Raw genomic sequence first — 19,990 nt, 5'->3', positions numbered from 1 at the left:
ATGGGTAAATCAAGATGACTCAGCAAACCATGAGCTTTCAGGCAGAGGTCAAGCAGCTCCTCCACCTGATGATTCATTCGCTTTACAGCAACAAGGAAATCTTCCTGCGCGAACTCGTGTCGAACGCGTCCGACGCCGCTGACAAGCTCCGTTTCGAGGCTCTGGAAAACAACGCGCTCTACGAGAGCGATCCGAACCTGCGCATCCGCCTGTCATTCGACAAGGCCGCGCGCACGATCACGATCGACGACAACGGGATCGGCATGAGCCGCGACGAGGCCATCGCGAACCTCGGCACGATCGCGCGCTCGGGCACGAAGGAATTCTTCTCGAAGCTCTCCGGCGACCAGCAGAAGGACGCGGCGCTCATCGGCCAGTTCGGCGTCGGCTTCTACTCGGGCTTCATCGTCGCGGACCGGATCACCGTCGAGACGCGCCGCGCGGGCCTGGCCGCGTCCGAGGGCGTGCGTTGGGAAAGCGCGGGCGAAGGCGACTTCTCGGTCGATGCGATCGAGCGCGCCGCGCGCGGCACGACCATCACGCTGCACCTGCGCGACGGCGAGGACGAACTGCTCTCGTCGTACCGCCTGAAATCGATCGTCCAGAAGTATTCGGACCACGTCGCGCTGCCGATCCTGATGAAGAAGGAAGAGTGGGATCAGGAAAAGGGCGAGATGGTCGAGAAGGACGAGGACGAGACCGTCAACCAGGCGAGCGCGCTGTGGACGCGTGCGAAGAGCGACGTCACCGAGGAGCAGTACAAGCAGTTCTACCAGCACGTCGCGCACGACCACCAAGATCCGCTCGCGTGGACGCACAACCGCGTCGAGGGCCGCAGCGAGTACACGCAACTGCTCTTCGTGCCGTCGCACGCGCCGTTCGACCTGTGGAACCGCGACTATCGCGGCGGCCTCAAGCTGTACGTGAAGCGCGTGTTCATCATGGACGACGCGGAGCAACTGCTGCCGCAGTACCTGCGCTTCGTGAAGGGCGTCGTCGACTCGTCGGATCTGCCGCTCAACGTGTCGCGCGAGATCCTGCAGGAAAGCCGCGACGTGAAGGCGATCCGCGAAGGCGTGACCAAGCGCGCCCTGTCGATGCTCGAAGAGCTCGCGAACGCCGAAGACGACGCCGGCCGCGAGAAGTACAAGACGTTCTGGAGCGCGTTCGGCCAGGTGCTGAAGGAAGGCGTCGGCGAGGATCACGCGAATCGCGAGCGCGTCGCGAAGCTGCTGCGCTTCGCGTCGACGCACGGCGACACCGACGAGCAGAACGTGCCGCTCGCCGATTACGTCGCGCGGATGAAGCCCGAGCAGACGAAGATCTACTACGTGACGGCCGACACGTGGCAGGCCGCGAAGAACAGCCCGCATCTCGAAGTGTTCCGCAAGAAGGGCGTCGAAGTGCTGCTGCTCACCGATCGCGTCGACGAATGGATGCTGTCGTTCCTGCACGAGTTCGACGGCAAGGGGCTCGCGAGCGTCGCGCGCGGCGACCTCGATCTCGGCGCGCTGAACGACGACGAGAAGAAGGCGCAGGAGCAGACGGGCGAGGCGATGAAGCCCGTCGTCGACAAGATGAAGGAAACGCTCGGCGACAAGGTGAAGGACGTGCGCGTGACGTTCCGGCTCACCGATTCGCCGTCGTGCCTCGTTGCCGACGACAACGACATGAGCGGCTACCTGCAGCGGATGCTGAAGGCGGCGGGCCAGAACGCGCCGTCGTTCCAGCCGATCCTCGAGATCAATCCGGAGCATCCGCTCGTCAAGGCGCTGAAGGCCGACGGCGCGGACTTCGGCGACTGGTGCCATCTGCTGTTCGAGCAGGCGCTGCTCGCCGAAGGGGGCGCGCTCGAGGACCCGGCAAGCTTCGTGAAGCGGACCAACGCGCTGTTGCTGTCGCGCGCGGCGTGATGGCGCGGATGCGTTTCGACGCGGCCGACGCGCATTGGCGCGAGACGCCGCGCCCCGGCGCGTCGAGCGCGCAGAAGGACTGGCTCACGCGCGGCGGCTCGCTGACCGCGCACCTCGCGCGGCTCGGCCGCGTGACGGTGCGCGTGACGCGCGAGACCGTCGCGACACCGTGGGCCGATGAGCACGCGGCGCTCGCATGCGCGCCGCGCACGCCGGTGTGGGTGCGCGAAGTCGTGCTCGCGGTCGACGGCACGCCGTTCGTCGCCGCGCACAGCATCGCGCCGCTCGCCGCGAGCAAGGGCGTGTGGCAGGCGATGCGGCGGCTGCGCACGCGGCCGCTCGCGGAGCTGCTGTACAGCGATCCCGAAGTGACGCGCTCGGCGCTCGTGAGCCGGCGCGTGATCGCCGGACATTCGCTGTTCGCGCTCGCGTCGCGCGCGCTCGAGCGCGCGCAAATCGCGCCGCACGCATTCGCCGCGCGCCGCTCGGTGTTCGAGCGGCACGGCGAGCCGCTGATGGTGACCGAATGCATGCTGCCCGCGTTGTGGCGGCATCTCGATGCGCCCGGCGCGCGCCGCGCGCGCGGCGGCGAGGCCGCGTGATGTTGCGCGGCTTTCCTCCCGTCGTGGCGCCCGGCACGCACACGCTGATTCTCGGCAGCTTTCCCGGCGAGGCGTCGCTCGTGGCCGCGCAGTATTACGCGCATCCGCGCAATCAGTTCTGGCGGCTGCTCGGGGCGGCGCTCGGCGAGCCTGCGTTGCATGAATTGCCGTACGACGCGCGTCTCGCGCGCGTGCTCGCGCACGGCTTCGGCATCTGGGACGTGCTCGCCGCGTGCCACCGCGAAGGCAGCCTCGATTCGGCGATCCGCCATGCGAAGCCCAATGATTTCGATTCGCTGCGGGAAGTCGTGCCGTCGCTGAAGAAGGTGTGCTTCAACGGCAAGACGGCGGGGCGGTTCGAAGCGATCATTCGCGCGGCGGGGTTCGATACGCTCGTGTTGCCATCGTCGAGCCCGGCCAATGCAACGCTCTCGTTCGACCAGAAGCTGATCATTTGGAAGGGCATCGTCGCCTGACGCGCTGCGCGCGACGCGATCGCCGACGCCGGCCGTCGCGCGTTTCCCGTTCGTTTCGTTTTGCTTCGTCATCCTTCGCGTCGAGTGCCGCGGAATGCGGGGCGAACCGATGCGGCGAGCAACCGTTTCACGTGTGCTCAATGCCGCGAGTGCTATCCTCTCGTTCGCCCGAAGACCCACATCAGTACGAGATTCATCCATGACCCGATTGATCAAGCGCGCGTCCGCCGAGGCGCGCGCGTTCCAGCGCGGCAAGCCGTCTCCGTTCAACGGCTCCGACAAGCTCAAGCCGTCCCGCGCGAAGCGTAGCCGCGCCGCGTTCGACGACGAAGTCGACGGCGTTGCCGTGCTCGACGCGCCTCGCAAGCCGCGCTTCGCGCCCGTCACGTTCTCCGAAGAGCGCGGCGTGCGCTATCTGCATTTCGGCACCGAGTGGGTGCAGGGCGCGATGCGCCTGTCGAAGCCGCATCACATCGAGCTCGAGTACGCGCAGCAGATGATGGCGTGGCTGCTCTTTCTCGAGACGCCGAAGCGCATCGTCCAGCTCGGCCTCGGCACCGGCGCGCTGACGAAGTTCGCGCATCGCTTCCTGCCGCGCGCGCACGTCGAGGCGGTCGAGCTGAATCCGGCCGTGATCGTCGCCGCGCGATCGATGTTCGAGCTGCCGCCCGACGACGCGCGCCTGACCGTCCACGAAGCGGACGCGTGGGATTTCGTCAATGATCCGAAGAATCGCGGCACGATCGGCGCGCTGCAGATCGACCTGTACGACGCGACCGCGCGCGGCCCGGTGCTCGACAGCGTCGCGTTCTATCGCGCGGTGCGCGGCTGCCTGGCCGGTGCGGGCGTCGCGACGATCAACCTGTTCGGCGATCATCCGAGCTTCGTGCGCAACATGAAGCACCTGAACGCCGCGTTCGACCAGCGCGTGATCGCGCTGCCCGAAGTGCACGACGGCAATCGGATCGCGCTCGCGTTCTCGGGCCCGGCGCTGTCGGTGCCGTTCGCGCAGCTGACCGAGCGCGCGAAGCTGATCGAGGCCGAGCTGCGCCTGCCCGCGCGCTCATGGGTGAAAGGATTGAAAGCGTCGCTCGGCGAGCGCGCCGACGTGTTCACGATCTGACGCCGAAGCGGCCGCGCAGGCCGAAGGCCGCGTATGCCGCAGAGGCCGCGCAGGCCGCCCGCGCCGCCGCCGCAAGGGCGGGCGGCAGCGGGCCGGCTCCGGGTTCGCCCTCGTATGACAGGGTATTTCCGACTTTTATACTGACTGACGCCAGGGGAGGCGCAGCTTACCCGTCGTGTCGTTCCTCTCGCACCGCCGTACCCGTTCAGAACATATCAATAACCGGGATGTGAAGAGGAGACGTCATGGCTCACGATGCCGACGCCAACCGGGCCGCGAAACGCTGGCTCTGGCTGCTGGTCCTGCCGCTCGTCGCGATGGTCTGGGTGCCGTCGTACAACAAGATCGAACCGCAATGGCTCGGTTTCCCGTTTTTCTACTGGTACCAACTGCTGTGGGTGTTCATTAGCGCCGTGATCACCGCGTTCGTCTACTTCAAGACGAAGAACTGCTGGAAGGGCGTTCCGCGGGGAGACGGCAAATGAACCTGACCGCGACCTTCGTCTTCGTGCTGTTCTTCGTCGGCGTGACGATCATGGGCTTTCTCGCCGCGAACTGGCGGCGCGGCAATCTCGCGCATCTCGACGAATGGGGCCTCGGCGGCCGGCGCTTCGGCACGATCGTCACGTGGTTCCTGCTGGGCGGCGATCTCTACACCGCGTACACGTTCGTCGCCGTGCCGGCGCTCGTGTTCGGCGCGGGCGCGATGGGCTTCTTCGCGCTGCCGTACACGATCCTCATCTATCCGTTCGCGTTCGTCGTGTTTCCGAAGCTCTGGAGCATCGCGAAGCGCCACGGCTACGTGACGGCCGCCGATTTCGTCAGCGCCCGCTACGGCAGCCGCTCGCTCGCGCTCGCCGTCGCCGTGACGGGCATCGTCGCGACGATGCCGTACATCGCGTTGCAGCTCGTCGGCATCGAAGTGGTGATCGGCGGGCTCGGTTTCGACACGAAGGGCTTCGTCGGCGACCTGCCGCTCATCATCGCGTTCGCGATTCTCGCCGCGTACACGTACACGTCGGGCCTGCGCGCGCCCGCGATGATCGCGATCGTCAAGGACATCCTGATCTACATCACGATCGCCGCGGCCGTGATCGTGATTCCGGCGAAGCTCGGCGGCTTCGGGCACATCTTCGGCGCGGTGCCCCCCGCGAAGCTGCTGCTGAAGGTGCCCGACGCGTCGAGCATGAACGGCTTCAGCGCATACACGACGCTCGCGATCGGCTCGGCGCTCGCGCTCTTTCTGTATCCGCATTCGGTGACGGCGATCCTGTCGTCGTCGTCGGGCAACACGATTCGCCGCAACATGGCGATGCTGCCCGCGTATTCGTTCGTGCTCGGCCTGCTCGCGCTGCTCGGCTACATGGCGCTCGCGTCGGGCGTGAAGGACATGCCGCAATACGCGCCGTACTTCAAGGCGTTCGGCCCGAACTTCGCGGTGCCCGCGTTGTTCCTGCACTTCTTCCCGTCGTGGTTCGTCGGCGTCGCGTTCGCCGCGATCGGCATCGGCGCGCTCGTGCCGGCGGCGATCATGTCGATCGCGGCCGCGAACCTGTACACGCGCAACATCCATCGCGAGTTCGTCAACCGCAACATGACGCACGACCAGGAGACGAACGTCGCGAAGCTCGTGTCGCTGATCGTGAAGGTCGGCGCGGTCGCGTTCATCCTCGGGCTGCCGCTCACGTACGCGATCCAGCTGCAGCTGCTCGGCGGGATCTGGATCATCCAGACGCTGCCCGCGATCGTGCTCGGCCTCTACACGCGCATGCTCGACTATCGCGGGCTCCTGCTCGGCTGGGCGGCGGGGCTCGTCTGCGGCACGTGGATGGCGATCTCGCTGAAGCTCGCCGGCTCGATCTTCACGATTCATTTGTTCGGCTATGCGATTCCGGGCTACGCGGCCGTCTGGGCGCTGGCCGTGAATCTCGTCGTGTCGATCGTCGTCAGCGCGCTCGTGCGCGTGCTCGGGATGGCGCATGCGGAAGACCGCACGCGGCCGGAGGATTATCTCGACGTCGTCGAGAGCTGAAGCGCGCGCCCGCTCCGGCGGGAAACGCAAGCAAAGACGCCCGCGGCGCGCATCGCGCCGCGGGCGTCGTCCGTCGATCGGTTGCGGGAAGCTTCGGCTTCCGAAGCGTTCGCCGCCTTCACTTCTTCATGTTCGGATCTTCGACGTTGATCATCCAGTGCACGCCGAACTTGTCGCGCAGCATGCCGAAGCCGAGCGCCCAGAACGTCTTCTCGAACGGCATCGTCACCGCGCCGCCGCCGCCGAGCAGCGCGTCGAAGATCTTCTTGCCTTCGTCGACGCTCGGAGGATTGAGCGACAGCGAATAGCCGTCGTGCACCTGCTGCGTGCCCGACTTGCAATCGCCGTCCGAGCACATCAGCACCGAGTCGCCGATCTGGAAATTCGCGTGCATCACCTTGTCGGCCATCTCGGGCGGCGTCGGCCGCTCGGGATTCGGCGGCGCGTCCTTGAAGCGCGCGATGAAATTCACTTTCGCGCCGAGCGCGTCGCCGTAGAACTTCAGCGCCTCGTCGCAGCGGCCGCCGAAAAACAGATACGGTTGTACTTGCATCGTCGTCTCCTTGAACTTGGGCTGGGAGGGGCGCAGTCGCACCCGTGCGAACGATTGTAGTGCGTCTGGATGACAGCGACGGGAAGAATGAAAAGGGCCGCAACGCGCGAGCGGGGAAAGCGCTCGGGAGAAGGGCCGCGATCGAACAGGACCTCAAAAGAACCGTGCCGGTGGCGGACGGCCGGGCGTGCGCCACCGGCGCGATGCAAGAGCGCCGCATCGCATCGCGACGCAGCGCTTCGTCGATTCATGCAATGGCAAGCAAAGAAACGGATGCCGGCCCCGAGCCGCGCGGCGGCGGACGTCGACGCCGCGCCGCGCGCCGCACCGCGATTCGGGGCCCGCGCGCGTCAGCGCAGCGCGTCGATCATCCGCTCCAGCTTCACCGCATCCGCCGAGAACAGGCGGATGCCTTCGGCGAGCTTCTCGGTCGCCATCGCGTCGTCGTTCAGCTGGAAGCGGAACGACGATTCGTCGATCGCGACGCGCTCGAGCTGCGCGTCCTTCGCCGCGTCCGGAGACAGCTTGCGCGCGACCGTTTCGGCGCTGTCCTGCAGCTTCTGCAGCAGATCGGGGCTGATCGTCAGCAGATCGCAGCCGGCGAGCTCGGTGATCTGGCTCGTCGTGCGGAAGCTCGCGCCCATCACTTCGGTCGTGTAGCCGAAGTGCTTGTAGTACGTGTAGATGCGGCGCACCGACACGACGCCCGGATCGTTCGCGCCGCCGTCCTTCGCCTCGTCCCACTCGGCGCCTTTGTGCTTCTTGTACCAGTCGTAGATCCGGCCGACGAACGGCGAGATCAGTTGCGCGCCCGCCTCCGCGCACGCGGCCGCCTGCACGAGCGAGAACAGCAGCGTCATGTTGCAGCGGATGCCTTCGCGCTGCAGCACTTGCGCCGCACGAATGCCTTCCCACGTCGACGCGAGCTTGATCAGCACGCGTTCGCGGCCGATGCCCGCCGCTTCGTAGAGCTTGATGAGCTCGCGGCCCTTGTCGATCGAGCGCTGCGTGTCGAACGACAGGCGCGCGTCGACTTCGGTCGACACGCGGCCCGGGATCAGCTTCAGGATCTCGGTGCCGAACGCGATCAGCAGGCGATCGATGATGAAGCCGACGGATTCGCCCGCATGGTCGCGGACCGTTTTTTCGAGAATCGGCCGATAGGCGTCCTTCTGGACGGCCTTCAGGATCAGCGACGGATTCGTCGTCGCGTCCCGGGGCTGGTATTGCGCGAGTTGCTGGAAGTCGCCCGTGTCGGCGACGACGGTCGTGTATTGCTTGAGCTGGTCGAGTGCGGTAGTCATGACGAGTCGAAAGCGAGGCGCGGCGCGCCGGTTCGGTGAGGACGACCGCGCGGCGGGGCGCGGGGCGATGCGTGGCGACGCGGCTTGCGCGGCCGCCGGGCCCTCCATTTTAGGCCCGAATCGGGAACCGGTGCCGAACGCTCGTGCGCGGACGGTTGCGCGGCGCGCGCCGACCGCGCATCGAGCGCGCATGCCGGCGATGCATCGGGATGCCGATCGCGCCGCCGCCCGCGTGCGAGCCGGGCGGACCGAACGCGGCGCGCACGCGAGCCCGGCGAACGTCAGGCGGCGCGACGCGCGTTGAGAATCGCCTGCGTGAGCACGCCCGCGACGAGCCCCCAGAACGCCGAGCCGATCGACAGCAGCGTGAGGCCGGAGGCCGTGACCATGAACGTGACGAGCGCCGCCTCGCGCTGTCGCGCGTCCTGCATCGCGTTGGTGAGGCCGCTCATGATCGAGCCGAACAGTGCGAGCGCGGCGACCGATACGACGAGCGCCTTCGGCAGCGCGCCGAAGAGCGCGGCGATCGTCGCGCCGAACACGCCCGCGACGAGGTAGAACACGCCGCACCAGACGGCCGCCGTGTAGCGCTTCGTGCGATCGTCGTGCGCTTCCGGGCCGGTGCAGATCGCGGCCGTGATCGCCGCGAGGTTGATTCCGTGCGAGCCGAACGGCGCGAGCACGAGCGACGCGATGCCCGTCGTCGCGATGAGCGGCGACGACGGCGTCTCGTAGCCGTCCGCGCGCAGCACCGCGATGCCCGGCACGTTCTGCGACGCCATCGCGACGACGAAGAGCGGAATGCCGATGCTCACGATCGCCGATAGCGAGAACGACGGCATCGTGAACACCGGCCGCGCGAGCGCAACGTGGAAGCGGCTGAAGTCGAGCAGGCCGAGCGCGCCGGCGGCCGCGGTGCCGGCCGCGAGCGTCGCGACGATCGCGTAGCGCGGCGCCGCGCGCTTGACGATCAGGTACGTGAAGAACATCGCGAGCACGAGCGCGGTCTGGAACTGCGCGGCGCGGAAGATCTCGATGCCGATCTCGAACAGGATGCCGGCGAGCAGCGCGGCGGCGATGCCGGACGGAATCCTGCGCATCAGCGTGTCGAACAGGCCGCTCGCGCCGACCGCCGCGAGCAGCAGCGCGCACACGACGAACGCGCCGATCGCGTCCGAGTACGCGACGCCCGGCAGCGATGCGACGAGGAGCGCCGCGCCGGGCGTCGACCACGCGACGACGATCGGCGCGCGATACCGCAGCGACAGCCCGATCGTCGTCACGGCCATGCCGATCGACAGCGCCCAGATCCACGACGAGATCTGCGCATCGCTCAGATGCGCGGCGCGGCCCGCCTGGAACATCAGCACGAGCGAGCTCGTGTAGCCCGTCATCATCGCGACGAAGCCCGCGACGAGCGCGGACGGCGACGTGTCCGCGAGAAGATTGGGCCGCGCGAGCGCGGGCGACAGATTGGAGGCGGGCGGCTGACTGCTCATCGGTGAAACGTCGGGTCTGATGCGTTGGGGGAGGTGAAAGGCGCGGTGCGCGGCGCGTGCGTCACTTGCTCAGCGCGCGCATCGCGGATTCGAGGCCCGCGAGCGTGAGCGGATACATCCGGTCGCCGAGCACGTCGCGGATGATCGAGATCGACTGCCGGTATTCCCACAGCCGCTCGGGCTCGGGGTTCAGCCACGCGAAGCGCGGGAACTGGTCGGCGAGACGGCGCAGCCACACGGCGCCCGCCTCGGGATTGTTGTATTCGACCGAGCCGCCCGGCTGCAGCACCTCGTAAGGGCTCATCGTCGCGTCGCCGACGAAGATCAGCTTGTAGTCGGGCGTGAACTTGTGCAGCACGTCCCACGTCGGCGTGCGCTCCGCGTGGCGGCGGCGGTTGTTCTTCCACAGATGGTCGTACACGCAGTTGTGGAAGTAGTAGAACTCGAGGTGCTTGAATTCGGCCTTCGCGGCGGAGAAGAGCTCCTCGGTGCGTTTGATGTGGTCGTCCATCGAGCCGCCGACGTCGAGCAGCATCAGCACCTTCACGTTGTTGTGGCGCTCGGGCACCATCCTGATATCGAGCCAGCCGGCGTTCGCGGCGGTGCTGCGGATGGTGTCGGGCAGGTCGAGCTCCTCGGCCGCGCCTTCGCGCGCGAAGCGCCGCAGCCGCCGCAGCGCGACCTTGATGTTGCGCGTGCCGATCTCGACCGAGTCGTCGTAGTCGCGATACGCGCGGGCTTCCCACACCTTGACCGCGGTGCGGTTGCCGCTCGACGGCCCGCCGATCCGGACGCCTTCCGGGTTGTAGCCGCCGTGCCCGAACGGCGACGTGCCGCCCGTGCCGATCCATTTGTTGCCGCCCTCGTGGCGCTCCTTCTGCTCGTCGAGCAATGCCTTGAGGCGCTCCATCAGCTTGTCGAGGCCGCCGAGCGACTGGATCTGCGCCTTCTCCTCGGGCGTGAGCTCGCGCTCGAGGCGCTTTTCGAGCCAGTCGAGCGGGATGTCGAACGCGTCCGACGGCAGCGCCGACACGCCGTGGAAGTACGCGCCGAACGCCTTGTCGAACTTGTCGAAGTACTGCTCGTCTTTCACGAGCGTCATGCGCGCGAGATAGTAGAACGCGTCGAGCGACGGCTCGATCGTCTGCGCCTTGAGCGCCTCCAGCAGCGTCAGGTATTCCTTGACGGACACCGGCAGCTTCGCGGCGCGCAGCGAGTAGAAGAAATCGATCAGCATGGGCGGGCCCTCGCGCAATCGCGGCGAGCCGGGCGGCAAACGCGCGTCGCGCGCTCGTTCGCGCTCGTGGCGGCTGAAATCCGGCGGCTCATCTCGCGTGTCTCCTCGCAGCGCCCGCGCGCCTAGCGGTTATGGCGGTTCATGTAGACGAGCCGCTCGAACAGGCTCACGTCCTGCTCGTTCTTGAGCAGCGCGCCCGCGAGCGGCGGCACGATCTGCTTCTGGTCCTTCGAGCGCAGCGCGTCGGGCGGGATGTCCTCGGCGAGCAGCAGCTTCAGCCAGTCGAGCAGCTCGGACGTCGACGGCTTCTTCTTCAGCCCCGACACGCCGCGCAACTCGAAGAAGCTCTCGAGCGCCGCGCGCAGCAGGTCCTGCTTGATGCCGGGGTAGTGGACCGCGACGATCTTCTGCATCGTCGACGGATCGGGGAACTGGATGTAGTGGAAGAAGCAGCGGCGCAGGAACGCGTCGGGCAGCTCCTTTTCGTTGTTCGACGTGATGATGACGAGCGGGCGGTGCTTCGCGCGCACGGTCTCGCGCGTCTCGTACACGTGGAACTCCATCCGGTCGAGCTCGCGCAGCAGGTCGTTCGGGAATTCGATGTCGGCCTTGTCGATCTCGTCGATGAGGAGCACGCTCGGGCGCTCGGCGTCGAACGCCTGCCAAAGTACGCCCTTGACAATGTAGTTCGCGATGTCCTTCACGCGCTCGTCGCCGAGCTGCGAGTCGCGCAGGCGCGATACCGCGTCGTACTCGTAGAGGCCCTGCTGCGCCTTCGTCGTCGACTTGACGTGCCACTGCAAGAGCGGCATGCCGAGCGCCGCGGCGACTTCCTCGGCGAGCATGGTCTTGCCCGTGCCCGGCTCGCCCTTGATGAGGAGCGGGCGCTGCAGCGTGAGGGCGGCGTTGACGGCGAGCTTCAGATCGTCTGTCGCGACGTAGTGCGAGGAACCTTCGAAACGCATGGCGGCGAGCTTCCGGCGAAAAAATCCCAGTATAAGGCAGAAGCGCCGACGGCTTCGCGCGCGCGGTGTATCGTGCGGGGCGCACTCGGCGGGGCCGCATGGTGGACGCATTCCCCGGCGACGCGGTACAATCTGGCCGTTTTTTTGGCCTGCGTGGCGGCCTCACAAGTAAAACGGCGCCGGCCGTTGCCTTTGCGGGCGCCAGTTTCCCCTCAAGCTAGGTTACAAGAGCTATGAATAAATTCGGCAAACATGTCGTTGTCGCAGCGGCGCTCGCGGCGCTCGCCGCCGGCGCGCAGGCGGCCGGTGTGGTCGGCAACCCGAAGGACGGGGCGAGCAAGGCCGCGATGTGCATCGGCTGTCACGGCATCGACGGCTACCGCGTCGCTTACCCGGAAGTCTACCGGGTTCCGCTCCTCGGCGGCCAGAACCAGGTTTATCTCGAGAACGCGCTGAAGGCCTACCGGAAGAAGGATCGCCATTTCCCGTCGATGAACGCGATCGCCGAATCGCTGACGGATCAGGACGTCGCCGATCTCGCGGCCTACTACGCCGCGCAAAAGCCCGATTCGAAGAACAATCCCTACAAGTAAGCTCGCGCTTGCTGATCTCAGCACCGGGATAGGAGCATCCATGAAGAAGCCTCAGACGGCACTCAAGACGGCGGCGGCGCTCGCGCTCGCGGCCGGCTTCGCGATCGGCACCGCGCATGCGGCGGACATCGCGAAGGGCAAGGAACTCGTCGAGTCGCACAACTGCGCGGCCTGCCACGGCGCGAAGCTCGACAATCCGATCAACGCGGAATATCCGCGCCTCGCGGCCCAGCACGCCGACTATCTGGTCTGGGCGATGCGCGAGTATCAGATGGGCCTGACGAACCCGCTCCTCGGCCGCAACAACGCGATCATGCAGGCGCAGGTGCAGAGCCTGTCGGTTGCCGACATGAAGGACATCGCCGCGTATCTCGAGTCGCTGCAAGGCAGCCTCGTGTTCAAGAAGTAAGGACGGATACGTCCGGCATCGCGTGCGTCCGCTCGCGCGGCGCGCGCCCGAAAAAATGCCCCGCTTCGCGCGGGGCATTTTTTTGTTCGGCGCGCAGCGCGCGGATAGCGGCGTGCGATGCGATCGCGAGCGCGGCGGTGCGGGCGATCGCGCAAGCGCGGGGTGAGCGCGGCGCTCGCCGGTGTGCGAGCGTTTCCGGAGCGCGACGCGCGGGCGGCGTGTGCTCGCCCGAGGATGCGCACGGCGCAGCGTGCGGCGGACTCGTTTTTTTGCCCGATTGCGATTGCGGCGCAATCCGTGCGCGCCGATGTTCGCGCGCCGGGCGAAGCCGTGCCGTGTCGTCGCTTCGGCCGTCGCAGCGGCTTTCGAGGGCGGATGGCAGGAGCGGGCGGTGCGAAGCCGCGAAACGGCGCGGCGAAAGCGGATGGCGAAACCGGACGAAGATACCGGAGGAGGCAGCGAAGCGCGACGTGGCGAAGCGCCGCCGCGTCAGCCGCGCGAAGCGCGTTGCAGGATGCGCTGCAGATAGGCGTCGGAGTCGGGCGGCGTGTTCGTCCGTTGCGCTTCCCAGATCGTTTCGCCGAGACATTCCATGATCGCATGCTGCGCGTCGTGCGCCGAATCGCAGCGGGCGGCGAGTTTCTCGTGCGCGGCCCGGATGCCGGGCGGTTGATCGATCGACAATTGCTCGCTGATCGCGAGATGCATCGACAGATGCAGGAACGGATTCGTGCGCCCTTCGTCGGGCGTGTAGTCGTGCGCGGCCGAACGTTCGGCGTCCTCGAGTTCCGCGTGGTATTCGGGATGCTCGACGATCCAGTCGGCCGCCATCGCTTCGAGCGGCGTGAGGATTTCGCCCTTGCGCTGCTTGCGCCAGGCGTCGATGAAGAAGCGACGCACGTCGTCGCGGCTCGGATTGAACATGATCGTAAAGCGGGGTGCGTGTAGCGGGCCGTCGCGGCCGCGCGAATGCGCATTTTACGCCGCTTGCGGGCGGGCTGCCGAAAGTGCGTCGATACGGTGCGCGGGCGACGGGCAGCGCGCATGCGACGGGGCGGATCGCCCGCGCGAGGTTCGCGTGCGGATGGTCGCGGCGCACGGGAAATCGTCCGGCGGCGGCTTGCCGGCGCAGATGCACGGCGATGATTTTCCGTTTCGTCGTGTCCGGCTGGCGAGCGGGCGGTGCGCCCGTGACGCGGGGCATGGAACCCGCCGCGCCGCGTGTTGCGCGGGTGGCGGCGGATTCGGCATAAACACCGCTTATGCGGGCGTTTGAAGCTCGTTAGAATCGAGCGCTTTCACTACTCGTTTCCCGCCATGGCCGCTGCCGCCGGAGCACCTTCCGCCGCCTTGCGCGGTGCGCTGTACGTCGCGTTGTCCGCCGCCGCGTTCGGCGCGATGGCGATCTTCGGCCGCTACGCGTATGCGGGCGGCGCCGACGTGCTCGGCTTGCTGATCGTCCGCTTCTCGATCGCGGGCGCGCTGCTCGCCGTCATCGCGCGACGGCGGCGCGTGAGCTGGCCGCGCGGCCGCGCGCTTTGCGCGATCGTCGGCATGGGCGCGCTGGGCTACGTCGGCCAGTCGCTGTGCTACTTCAGCGCGCTGCAACATGCGCAGGCGAGCCTCGTCGCGTTGCTGCTCTATTTGTATCCGGCGTTCGTCACGTTGCTCGCCGCGTGGTGGCTCGGCGAGCGGCTCACGCGCGCGAAGGCGGTCGCGCTCGCGCTGTGCGTCGCCGGCTCGGCGCTGATGGTGGGCGGCGGCCGCGGCGAGCCGCTCGGCATCGCGCTCGCGCTCGGCGCGGCGGTCATCTATTCGCTGTACATCGTCGTCGGCGCGAAGGCGACGCGCGGCGTCGATCCGCTCGCGACCGTCGCGGTCATCTGCTGCGCCGCTGCCGCGACGCTCGTCGGGCTCGCGCTTGCGCGCACGGCCGCGTTCGACTCGCCGCCGCATTGGCCGCGCGCGGCGTCCGGCTGGGCGGCGCTCGTCGCGATCGCGCTCGTGTCGACGGTCGCCGCGATGCTCGCGTTCTTCGCCGGCCTCGAGCGGCTCGGCGCCGCTCGAACGTCGATGCTGTCGACGCTCGAGCCTGTCGTGACGGTCGCGCTTGCCGCGTCTCTGTTCGGCGAGACGCTGACGCCGCTGCAATGGGCGGGCGGCGTCGCGATCCTTGCGGCGGTGCTGTGGCTCGTGCGTGCCGGCAATCCGGCCGACGAAGCGCCGCCGTCGACGATCGCGAGCGCGTGACGCGCGCGGGGTGGCGCGTGGGGCGTCTTGTCGATCGAGCGGGGCGGAGGGCGAGCGTGGGGAGGGAGTTGACGTCGCTCGCGGAAGGCGCTTTTGCGACGGAGACTCCGCCGGGCGTATCGGGCGCATCGAGTACATCGAGTACATCGAGTACATCGGGCACGTCAGGTGCATCGGGCGTATCGAGCACGTCGGGCACGTCGGGCACGTCGAACATGTCGAGCGTGCCTAGCGACGAGCATGCGGAGTACGCCGGACACATGAACTACGCCGAGCACATCGAGCGAGCCAAGCACGGGGAGCGCGCGGAGCAAGCCGCGTACTCAATTTCGGCGAGCGCGCCCAGCACGCCCCATATGGAGAGCATGCCGAGCAGATCGAGCGGCTATACGCGGCGCTCGGAATTGAGGCGTGCAGGCGGCGGTGTGATTCGCGTACAGAACGGCTGAGCGGACGGTGCGAATGTCGATGCCGCGCGCCGCGGTCTCCTCAACGGCTTCGATTGCGTCGATGCAGCCTGCGGTGAACGGGACGCACGGGGCGCGGAGCCTCGCCACGCGGTCTCATCGCGACTGTTCGAAGCGAGCGAGATTGACGATGTCTCCATCGGCCGAAGGCGCGTTCGAGTCTCGCATCGCCGGATCGGACGAGGCATTTCGACGCACGCGCCTTCGCATCGAACGCCTGCGCGCAGGCGCGAAGCAAGCGCGGAGCAAGTCGAGCGGACCGCGCCGCATCGCATGCGGCGCGCGTTCGTCACTGCACGGGCGCCGGCGTCTTCGGCTTGTATTCGCACAGCGGCTCGATCGCGCAATGCCAGCATTCGGGCCGGCGCGCCTTGCACACGTAGCGTCCGTGCAGGATCAGCCAGTGATGCGCGTCGTGCACGAATTCCTTCGGCGTGAACTTCTCGAGCGCGGCTTCGACCGCGCGCACGTCCTTGCCGGGCGCGAGCCCCGTGCGGTTCGCGACGCGGAAGATGTGCGTGTCGACGGCGATCGTCGGCTGGCCGAACGCGGTGTTCAGCACGACGTTCGCGGTCTTGCGGCCGACGCCCGGCAGGCTCTCGAGCGCCTCGCGCTCGGCCGGGACTTCGCCGCCGAAGCGCTCGAGCAGGATCTTGCACGCCGCGACGACGTTCTTCGCCTTCGTCCGATAGAGGCCGATCGTCTTGATGTAGTCGGCCACGCCGTCCTCGCCGAGCGCCACGATCTTTTTCGGCGTGTTCGCGACCGGGAACATCTTGCGCATCGCCTTGTTGACCGACACGTCGGTCGCCTGCGCCGACAGCATCACCGCGATCAGCAGTTCGAACGGCGTCGTGTATTCGAGCTCGGTCGTCGGATGAGGATTGAGGCTTTGCAGCGTTTCGAAGATCGCGCGTCGTTTGTTGGCGTTCATGCGGTTATGGCTTCGTTTTCGAGGTCGGCGACGCGTCGCCCGCGGCGCTCGATTCGCCGCCGCCGGGCTGGTCGGTCGTGTCTCGCCGTTCGGCGAGGCGCCGGCGCCGCGCTTCGGCCGCGTCGATCTGCGCCTGCACGGCGGCGCTCACGCCTTCGGTATTCTTCGGTCCCGCGCCTTGCGCGGCGAGCTCTTCCTTCTTCTTGCGGGCGCGTTCGAGCGCCGCCGCAATGATCGCACGCTTCTTCGCTTCCGGATCGTGGTCGGCGGACGTGCCGGTGGCGGACGTGCCGGCAGCGGACGCACCGGCAGCCGGCGCATCGGCAGCCGGCGCGGCCACGGAGGCGCTCGCCGCTGCCGCCGCGCGACGCGCCGCCGCACGCGCTTCGGCGGCTTCGCGCTCGCGCTTCTGGCGCGCGAGGCGCGCGTCGTGCCGCGCGCGCGCGGCGTCCGCCTGCTGCTGCGACCACGCGTCCCAGCCGGTCTTCTCGCCCGTGACGGGTATCATCGCGATGCAATCGACGGGGCACGGAGGCACGCACAGGTCGCAGCCGGTGCAGAGCTCGGCGACGATCGTGTGCATTTGTTTCGGTGCCCCGACGATCGCGTCGACGGGACACGCCTGCATGCACAGCGTGCAGCCGATGCAAAGCTGCTCGTCGATGAACGCGACGGGGCGCGGGCGCTCGACGCCGTGCTCCGGATTGAGCGCGATCACGGGCTTGCCGAGCAGCTTCGCGAGCCGCGCGACGCCTTCGACGCCGCCCGGCGGGCATTGATCGTAGCCGGCCGCGCCGGCCGCGATCGCCTCCGCGTACGGGCGGCAGCCGTCGTAGCCGCACTTCGTGCATTGCGTTTGAGGAAGCAGATCTTCGATGCGATCCGCGAGGGTCTTGGAATCGGTCACAGTGACTACGTGGGGAGGCACGCGGGCGCGGCGCGGCGGCCGGGCGTTCGAACGCGGCCAGGATCTCTCTCGAAACGACAATTATCGCCGATTTTTCGCATTGCGCTTAACAACGCATGTGCCATAATCAAAACGCTTTTTCGCGTGACTATAGCAGGGTGTCCCTTAACGATGGCGCGCCCGTTCACGCCGCCGGCGATCGACGCAGGGCCGGCGGCGCGAGCCGGACTACGCGGCTCACATAGCAAAACGCCACTATGAATCAGCCAAAAATCAAAAGAGACCCAGAGGGAACCCGGCGCCGGATCCTGCTCGCGGCGGCCGAAGAGTTCGCGACAGGGGGGCTGTTCGGTGCGCGAGTCGACCAGATCGCGCGCCGCGCCGAAACCAACGAGCGCATGCTCTATTACTACTTCGGCAGCAAGGAACAGTTGTTTACCGCGGTGCTCGAATACGCATTCTCCGCGCTGATGGAAGCCGAGCGGACGATCGATCTGGAAGGCATCGCGCCCGTCGAGGCGATCACGCGGCTCGCCCATTTCGTGTGGGATTACTACCGTGACCATCCCGATTTGCTGCGCCTGCTCAACAACGAGAACCTGCACGAGGCGCGCTATCTGCAGAAATCGACGCACATTCGCGAAATGATCTCGCCGATCGTCAAGACGCTCGACGGCGTGCTCGAACGCGGCCAGAGGGCCGGGCTCTTCCGCACGGACATCGATCCGCTGCGGTTCTACGTGACGCTGTCGGGGCTCGGCTACTACATGGTGTCGAACCGCTTCACGCTCGCGGCGATCTTCGGCCGCGATTTCAGCACGCAGGGCGAGCGTACCGAGATGATCAAGATGAACACCGAGCTGCTGCTCGCGTTTTTGCTGAGGCGCTGAGCCGGGCGGCGCCCGGCCGGTTCCGATCGTTTGCGGCGCGGATGCGGCCGTAGATTCGTCAAATTCCAAAAAAACGCGCGCCGCTCGCGCCCGAAGGCGGGAGGCGGCGCGCGATTCGGCGGGAGCGCGCGGCGGCGCCCGCTTCAGGCGGCCTTGCGCGAGCGCGGCGCGCGCGTCGAAGGGGCCTTCGCCGCGGTGCGCTTGGCGGCGGCCGGCTTCGCCGCGCGGGCTTTCGCCGCCGGGCGCTTCGCGGTCGTCAGACGCAGCGCGGCCGCTTTCGCGGGCGCGGCGCTCGCCGTTTCACTGCCCGATTTCGATTCGCCCGGCTTGGACCGCGAAGCGGGCGCGGGCCCGGCCTGCGGTGTCGGCTTTTTCGGCTGCGACGCGTGCTCGCGGATGAAGTCGCGCAACTGCGGGTAGATGATCGTGCGCCAGCGGCGGCCGGAGAAGATGCCGTAGTGGCCGCACTTCTCGGCGGTGAGGCTGCGGCGTTGCACCTGCGGGATGCCTGTGCACAGCTCGTGCGCGACATGCGTCTGGCCGCTGCCCGAGATGTCGTCGAGCTCGCCTTCGATCGTCATCAGCGCGGTCGAATGAATGTCGGCCGGCTGCACGCGTTCGCCGCGGATGTCCCACGTGCCTTCGGCGAGACGGAACTCCTGAAACACGATGCGGATCGTGTCCAGGTAGTATTCGGCCGCCATGTCGAGCACCGCGTTGTATTCGTCATAGAAGCGGCGGTGCGCCTCGGCGTCTTCCTCGTCGCCGCGCAGCAGGCTTTGGTAGAAGTCCCAGTGCGATTGCGCGTGGCGCTCCGGATTCATCGCGACGAAGCCCGTGTGCTGCAGGAAGCCCGGATACACTTTGCGGCCTTCGCCCGGATAATTCGCGGGCACCGTGTGGATCACGTTGTTCTCGAACCACGAATGCGAGCGGTTCGTCGCGAGCGAATTCACCGACGTCGGGCTCTTGCGCGCGTCGATCGGGCCGCCCATCATCGTCATCGTGAGCGGCGTGTCCTCGCCGCGGCTCGCCATCAGCGAAATCGCCGCGAGCACGGGCACGGTCGGCTGGCACACCGAGATCACGTGCAGGTTGCGCGCGCCGATACGCCGGATGAATTCCTGGATGTAGTCGACGTAGTCGTCGAGATGGAACGGGCCGACTTCGACGGGCACCATCCGGGCGTCGATCCAGTCGGTGATGTAGACCTTGTGATCCTGCAGCAGCGTGCGGACCGTGTCGCGAAGGAGCGTCGAGTGGTGGCCGGACAGCGGCGCGCACACGAGCACGACGGGTTCGTCCTTCAGTTGCCCGACGGCGCCCGAATCGTCCGCGTAGCGCTTGAAGCGCAGCAGGCGGCAGAACGGCTTCTCGACGATCGTCTGCTCGACGATCGGAATGTTGTGCCCGTCCTTGACGATCTGATGAATCGCGAACTCCGGCTTTTCATAATCCTTGCCGAGCCGATACAGCAATTCGTAGCCCGCCGCGAGGCGCGTCGCGCCCGGCACGAGCGAAAGCGGGCTCGACGGATTCGCGAACGATTTGGATGCGGCTTGAGCCCAGGCGGTCAGCGGGCTCAACATCGCCCGCTGGAATTCGTGAAATTGGTAAAGCATGCGAGCTCCCGATGGGAGAACGGTGCGCGAACGCGGCGCGGGGCGTCGCGGCGTGCCGTGTCAGTCAGCAATCGGACCGATTCGCTCGTCGGATCGAATCAGTCGCGACTGATCATATCGGACATTCAGGGGTGTCGCAACGCAGCATACCCGCATTTCCGAGCGATGCCTCGACATCTGACCTTGTCTTACGTTTGTCGCGAAAAGCGTGATC

19 protein-coding genes are annotated in these 19,990 nt (G+C 67.3%); 10 read left to right on the top strand and 9 right to left on the bottom strand.

Features of this window, described 5'->3' with window-relative positions; all coding sequences use genetic code 11:
- Positions 1–14: 14 nt before the first annotated feature.
- The 6 genes from htpG (at position 15) to mctP (ending at position 6,146) form a co-directional block, all read left to right on the top strand.
- Complete coding sequence (gene htpG / locus WS78_RS14055; RefSeq protein WP_038748705.1) at positions 15–1,913, top strand: molecular chaperone HtpG; 1,899 nt, start codon at positions 15–17, stop codon at positions 1,911–1,913.
- Positions 1,913–2,515, top strand: a complete 603-nt coding sequence (locus WS78_RS14050; RefSeq protein ID WP_197419449.1) for a chorismate--pyruvate lyase family protein — start codon at positions 1,913–1,915, stop codon at positions 2,513–2,515. The genes htpG and WS78_RS14050 overlap by 1 nt, the downstream gene beginning before the upstream one ends.
- On the top strand, positions 2,515–2,991 hold the full coding sequence (locus WS78_RS14045) for a DNA-deoxyinosine glycosylase (RefSeq protein WP_059574839.1): 477 nt from the start codon (positions 2,515–2,517) through the stop codon (positions 2,989–2,991). The genes WS78_RS14050 and WS78_RS14045 overlap by 1 nt, the downstream gene beginning before the upstream one ends.
- Positions 2,992–3,190: 199 nt before the next feature.
- Positions 3,191–4,114 (top strand): class I SAM-dependent methyltransferase, encoded by a 924-nt coding sequence (locus tag WS78_RS14040; protein ID WP_059574700.1) that lies wholly within the window; start codon positions 3,191–3,193, stop codon positions 4,112–4,114.
- A 245-nt stretch (positions 4,115–4,359) separates the two neighbouring features.
- The gene (locus WS78_RS14035; protein WP_059574697.1) at positions 4,360–4,599 is read left to right on the top strand and encodes a DUF3311 domain-containing protein; all 240 of its coding nucleotides are present in this window, start codon (positions 4,360–4,362) and stop codon (positions 4,597–4,599) included.
- Positions 4,596–6,146 (top strand): monocarboxylate uptake permease MctP, encoded by a 1,551-nt coding sequence (gene mctP / locus WS78_RS14030; protein ID WP_038748699.1) that lies wholly within the window; start codon positions 4,596–4,598, stop codon positions 6,144–6,146. Before WS78_RS14035 ends, mctP begins: the two co-directional genes overlap by 4 nt.
- A gap of 118 nt (positions 6,147–6,264) precedes the next feature.
- On the opposite strand, the gene WS78_RS14025 is transcribed toward mctP, so the two are convergent.
- The 5 genes from WS78_RS14025 to WS78_RS14005 form a co-directional block, all read right to left on the bottom strand.
- Complete coding sequence (locus WS78_RS14025) at positions 6,265–6,699, bottom strand: VOC family protein (RefSeq protein WP_038748697.1); 435 nt, start codon at positions 6,697–6,699, stop codon at positions 6,265–6,267.
- Positions 6,700–7,049: 350 nt separating this feature from the next.
- Positions 7,050–8,003 carry a transaldolase gene (gene tal, locus WS78_RS14020; protein WP_059574696.1) on the bottom strand — a complete coding sequence of 318 codons (954 nt, stop codon included), beginning with the start codon at positions 8,001–8,003 and terminating at the stop codon, positions 7,050–7,052.
- A gap of 281 nt (positions 8,004–8,284) precedes the next feature.
- Positions 8,285–9,502, bottom strand: a complete 1,218-nt coding sequence (locus WS78_RS14015) for a benzoate/H(+) symporter BenE family transporter (RefSeq protein WP_059574694.1) — start codon at positions 9,500–9,502, stop codon at positions 8,285–8,287.
- A gap of 61 nt (positions 9,503–9,563) precedes the next feature.
- Entirely contained in the window at positions 9,564–10,739 is a 1,176-nt protein-coding gene (locus tag WS78_RS14010) for a vWA domain-containing protein (RefSeq protein ID WP_038748692.1), read from the bottom strand.
- Between the two features lie 122 nt (positions 10,740–10,861).
- On the bottom strand, positions 10,862–11,704 hold the full coding sequence (locus WS78_RS14005; protein WP_038748690.1) for an AAA family ATPase: 843 nt from the start codon (positions 11,702–11,704) through the stop codon (positions 10,862–10,864).
- Between the two features lie 233 nt (positions 11,705–11,937).
- Here WS78_RS14005 and WS78_RS14000 point away from each other — a divergent pair, with 233 nt between their 5' ends.
- Together WS78_RS14000 and WS78_RS13995 are read left to right on the top strand one after the other, a co-directional pair.
- Complete coding sequence (locus tag WS78_RS14000; protein WP_038748688.1) at positions 11,938–12,297, top strand: c-type cytochrome; 360 nt, start codon at positions 11,938–11,940, stop codon at positions 12,295–12,297.
- A gap of 40 nt (positions 12,298–12,337) precedes the next feature.
- Positions 12,338–12,706 carry a c-type cytochrome gene (locus WS78_RS13995; protein WP_038748686.1) on the top strand — a complete coding sequence of 123 codons (369 nt, stop codon included), beginning with the start codon at positions 12,338–12,340 and terminating at the stop codon, positions 12,704–12,706.
- A gap of 489 nt (positions 12,707–13,195) precedes the next feature.
- On the opposite strand, the gene WS78_RS13990 is transcribed toward WS78_RS13995, so the two are convergent.
- Positions 13,196–13,630, bottom strand: a complete 435-nt coding sequence (locus WS78_RS13990; RefSeq protein WP_038748684.1) for a DUF1841 family protein — start codon at positions 13,628–13,630, stop codon at positions 13,196–13,198.
- Between the two features lie 393 nt (positions 13,631–14,023).
- Here WS78_RS13990 and WS78_RS13985 point away from each other — a divergent pair, with 393 nt between their 5' ends.
- A complete protein-coding gene (locus WS78_RS13985; protein WP_038748682.1) occupies positions 14,024–14,956 on the top strand; it encodes a DMT family transporter in 933 nt (310 codons plus the stop codon).
- Between the two features lie 756 nt (positions 14,957–15,712).
- Here WS78_RS13985 and nth read toward each other — a convergent pair.
- Together nth and rsxB are read right to left on the bottom strand one after the other, a co-directional pair.
- Positions 15,713–16,357, bottom strand: a complete 645-nt coding sequence (gene nth, locus WS78_RS13975) for an endonuclease III (RefSeq protein WP_038748677.1) — start codon at positions 16,355–16,357, stop codon at positions 15,713–15,715.
- A gap of 4 nt (positions 16,358–16,361) precedes the next feature.
- Entirely contained in the window at positions 16,362–17,264 is a 903-nt protein-coding gene (rsxB, locus tag WS78_RS13970) for an electron transport complex subunit RsxB (protein WP_059574690.1), read from the bottom strand.
- Between the two features lie 257 nt (positions 17,265–17,521).
- On the opposite strand from rsxB, the gene bspR reads away from it, so the two are divergent.
- On the top strand, positions 17,522–18,154 hold the full coding sequence (gene bspR, locus WS78_RS13965; RefSeq protein WP_038748673.1) for a T3SS transcriptional regulator BspR: 633 nt from the start codon (positions 17,522–17,524) through the stop codon (positions 18,152–18,154).
- Between the two features lie 143 nt (positions 18,155–18,297).
- On the opposite strand, the gene WS78_RS13960 is transcribed toward bspR, so the two are convergent.
- Positions 18,298–19,776 carry a polyhydroxyalkanoate depolymerase gene (locus tag WS78_RS13960; RefSeq protein WP_059574688.1) on the bottom strand — a complete coding sequence of 493 codons (1,479 nt, stop codon included), beginning with the start codon at positions 19,774–19,776 and terminating at the stop codon, positions 18,298–18,300.
- Between the last annotated feature and the right edge of the window lie 214 nt (positions 19,777–19,990).

Source organism: Burkholderia savannae (genome assembly GCF_001524445.2).
In the GTDB taxonomy this organism is placed as follows: domain Bacteria; phylum Pseudomonadota; class Gammaproteobacteria; order Burkholderiales; family Burkholderiaceae; genus Burkholderia; species Burkholderia savannae.
This window is presented reverse-complemented; position numbering and strand designations above follow the sequence as displayed.

What these genes read in the sequence shown, in the direction of transcription:
- htpG (WP_038748705.1), top strand. Translation starts at nt 15, where the DNA reads ATGACTCAGCAAACCATGAGCTTTCAGGCAGAGGTCAAGCAGCTCCTC.
- WS78_RS14050 (WP_197419449.1), top strand. Translation starts at nt 1,913, where the DNA reads ATGGCGCGGATGCGTTTCGACGCGGCCGACGCGCATTGGCGCGAGACG.
- WS78_RS14045 (WP_059574839.1), top strand. Translation starts at nt 2,515, where the DNA reads ATGTTGCGCGGCTTTCCTCCCGTCGTGGCGCCCGGCACGCACACGCTG.
- WS78_RS14040 (WP_059574700.1), top strand. Translation starts at nt 3,191, where the DNA reads ATGACCCGATTGATCAAGCGCGCGTCCGCCGAGGCGCGCGCGTTCCAG.
- WS78_RS14035 (WP_059574697.1), top strand. Translation starts at nt 4,360, where the DNA reads ATGGCTCACGATGCCGACGCCAACCGGGCCGCGAAACGCTGGCTCTGG.
- mctP (WP_038748699.1), top strand. Translation starts at nt 4,596, where the DNA reads ATGAACCTGACCGCGACCTTCGTCTTCGTGCTGTTCTTCGTCGGCGTG.
- WS78_RS14025 (WP_038748697.1), bottom strand. Translation starts at nt 6,699, where the DNA reads ATGCAAGTACAACCGTATCTGTTTTTCGGCGGCCGCTGCGACGAGGCG.
- tal (WP_059574696.1), bottom strand. Translation starts at nt 8,003, where the DNA reads ATGACTACCGCACTCGACCAGCTCAAGCAATACACGACCGTCGTCGCC.
- WS78_RS14015 (WP_059574694.1), bottom strand. Translation starts at nt 9,502, where the DNA reads ATGAGCAGTCAGCCGCCCGCCTCCAATCTGTCGCCCGCGCTCGCGCGG.
- WS78_RS14010 (WP_038748692.1), bottom strand. Translation starts at nt 10,739, where the DNA reads ATGCTGATCGATTTCTTCTACTCGCTGCGCGCCGCGAAGCTGCCGGTG.
- WS78_RS14005 (WP_038748690.1), bottom strand. Translation starts at nt 11,704, where the DNA reads ATGCGTTTCGAAGGTTCCTCGCACTACGTCGCGACAGACGATCTGAAG.
- WS78_RS14000 (WP_038748688.1), top strand. Translation starts at nt 11,938, where the DNA reads ATGAATAAATTCGGCAAACATGTCGTTGTCGCAGCGGCGCTCGCGGCG.
- WS78_RS13995 (WP_038748686.1), top strand. Translation starts at nt 12,338, where the DNA reads ATGAAGAAGCCTCAGACGGCACTCAAGACGGCGGCGGCGCTCGCGCTC.
- WS78_RS13990 (WP_038748684.1), bottom strand. Translation starts at nt 13,630, where the DNA reads ATGTTCAATCCGAGCCGCGACGACGTGCGTCGCTTCTTCATCGACGCC.
- WS78_RS13985 (WP_038748682.1), top strand. Translation starts at nt 14,024, where the DNA reads ATGGCCGCTGCCGCCGGAGCACCTTCCGCCGCCTTGCGCGGTGCGCTG.
- nth (WP_038748677.1), bottom strand. Translation starts at nt 16,357, where the DNA reads ATGAACGCCAACAAACGACGCGCGATCTTCGAAACGCTGCAAAGCCTC.
- bspR (WP_038748673.1), top strand. Translation starts at nt 17,522, where the DNA reads ATGAATCAGCCAAAAATCAAAAGAGACCCAGAGGGAACCCGGCGCCGG.
- WS78_RS13960 (WP_059574688.1), bottom strand. Translation starts at nt 19,776, where the DNA reads ATGCTTTACCAATTTCACGAATTCCAGCGGGCGATGTTGAGCCCGCTG.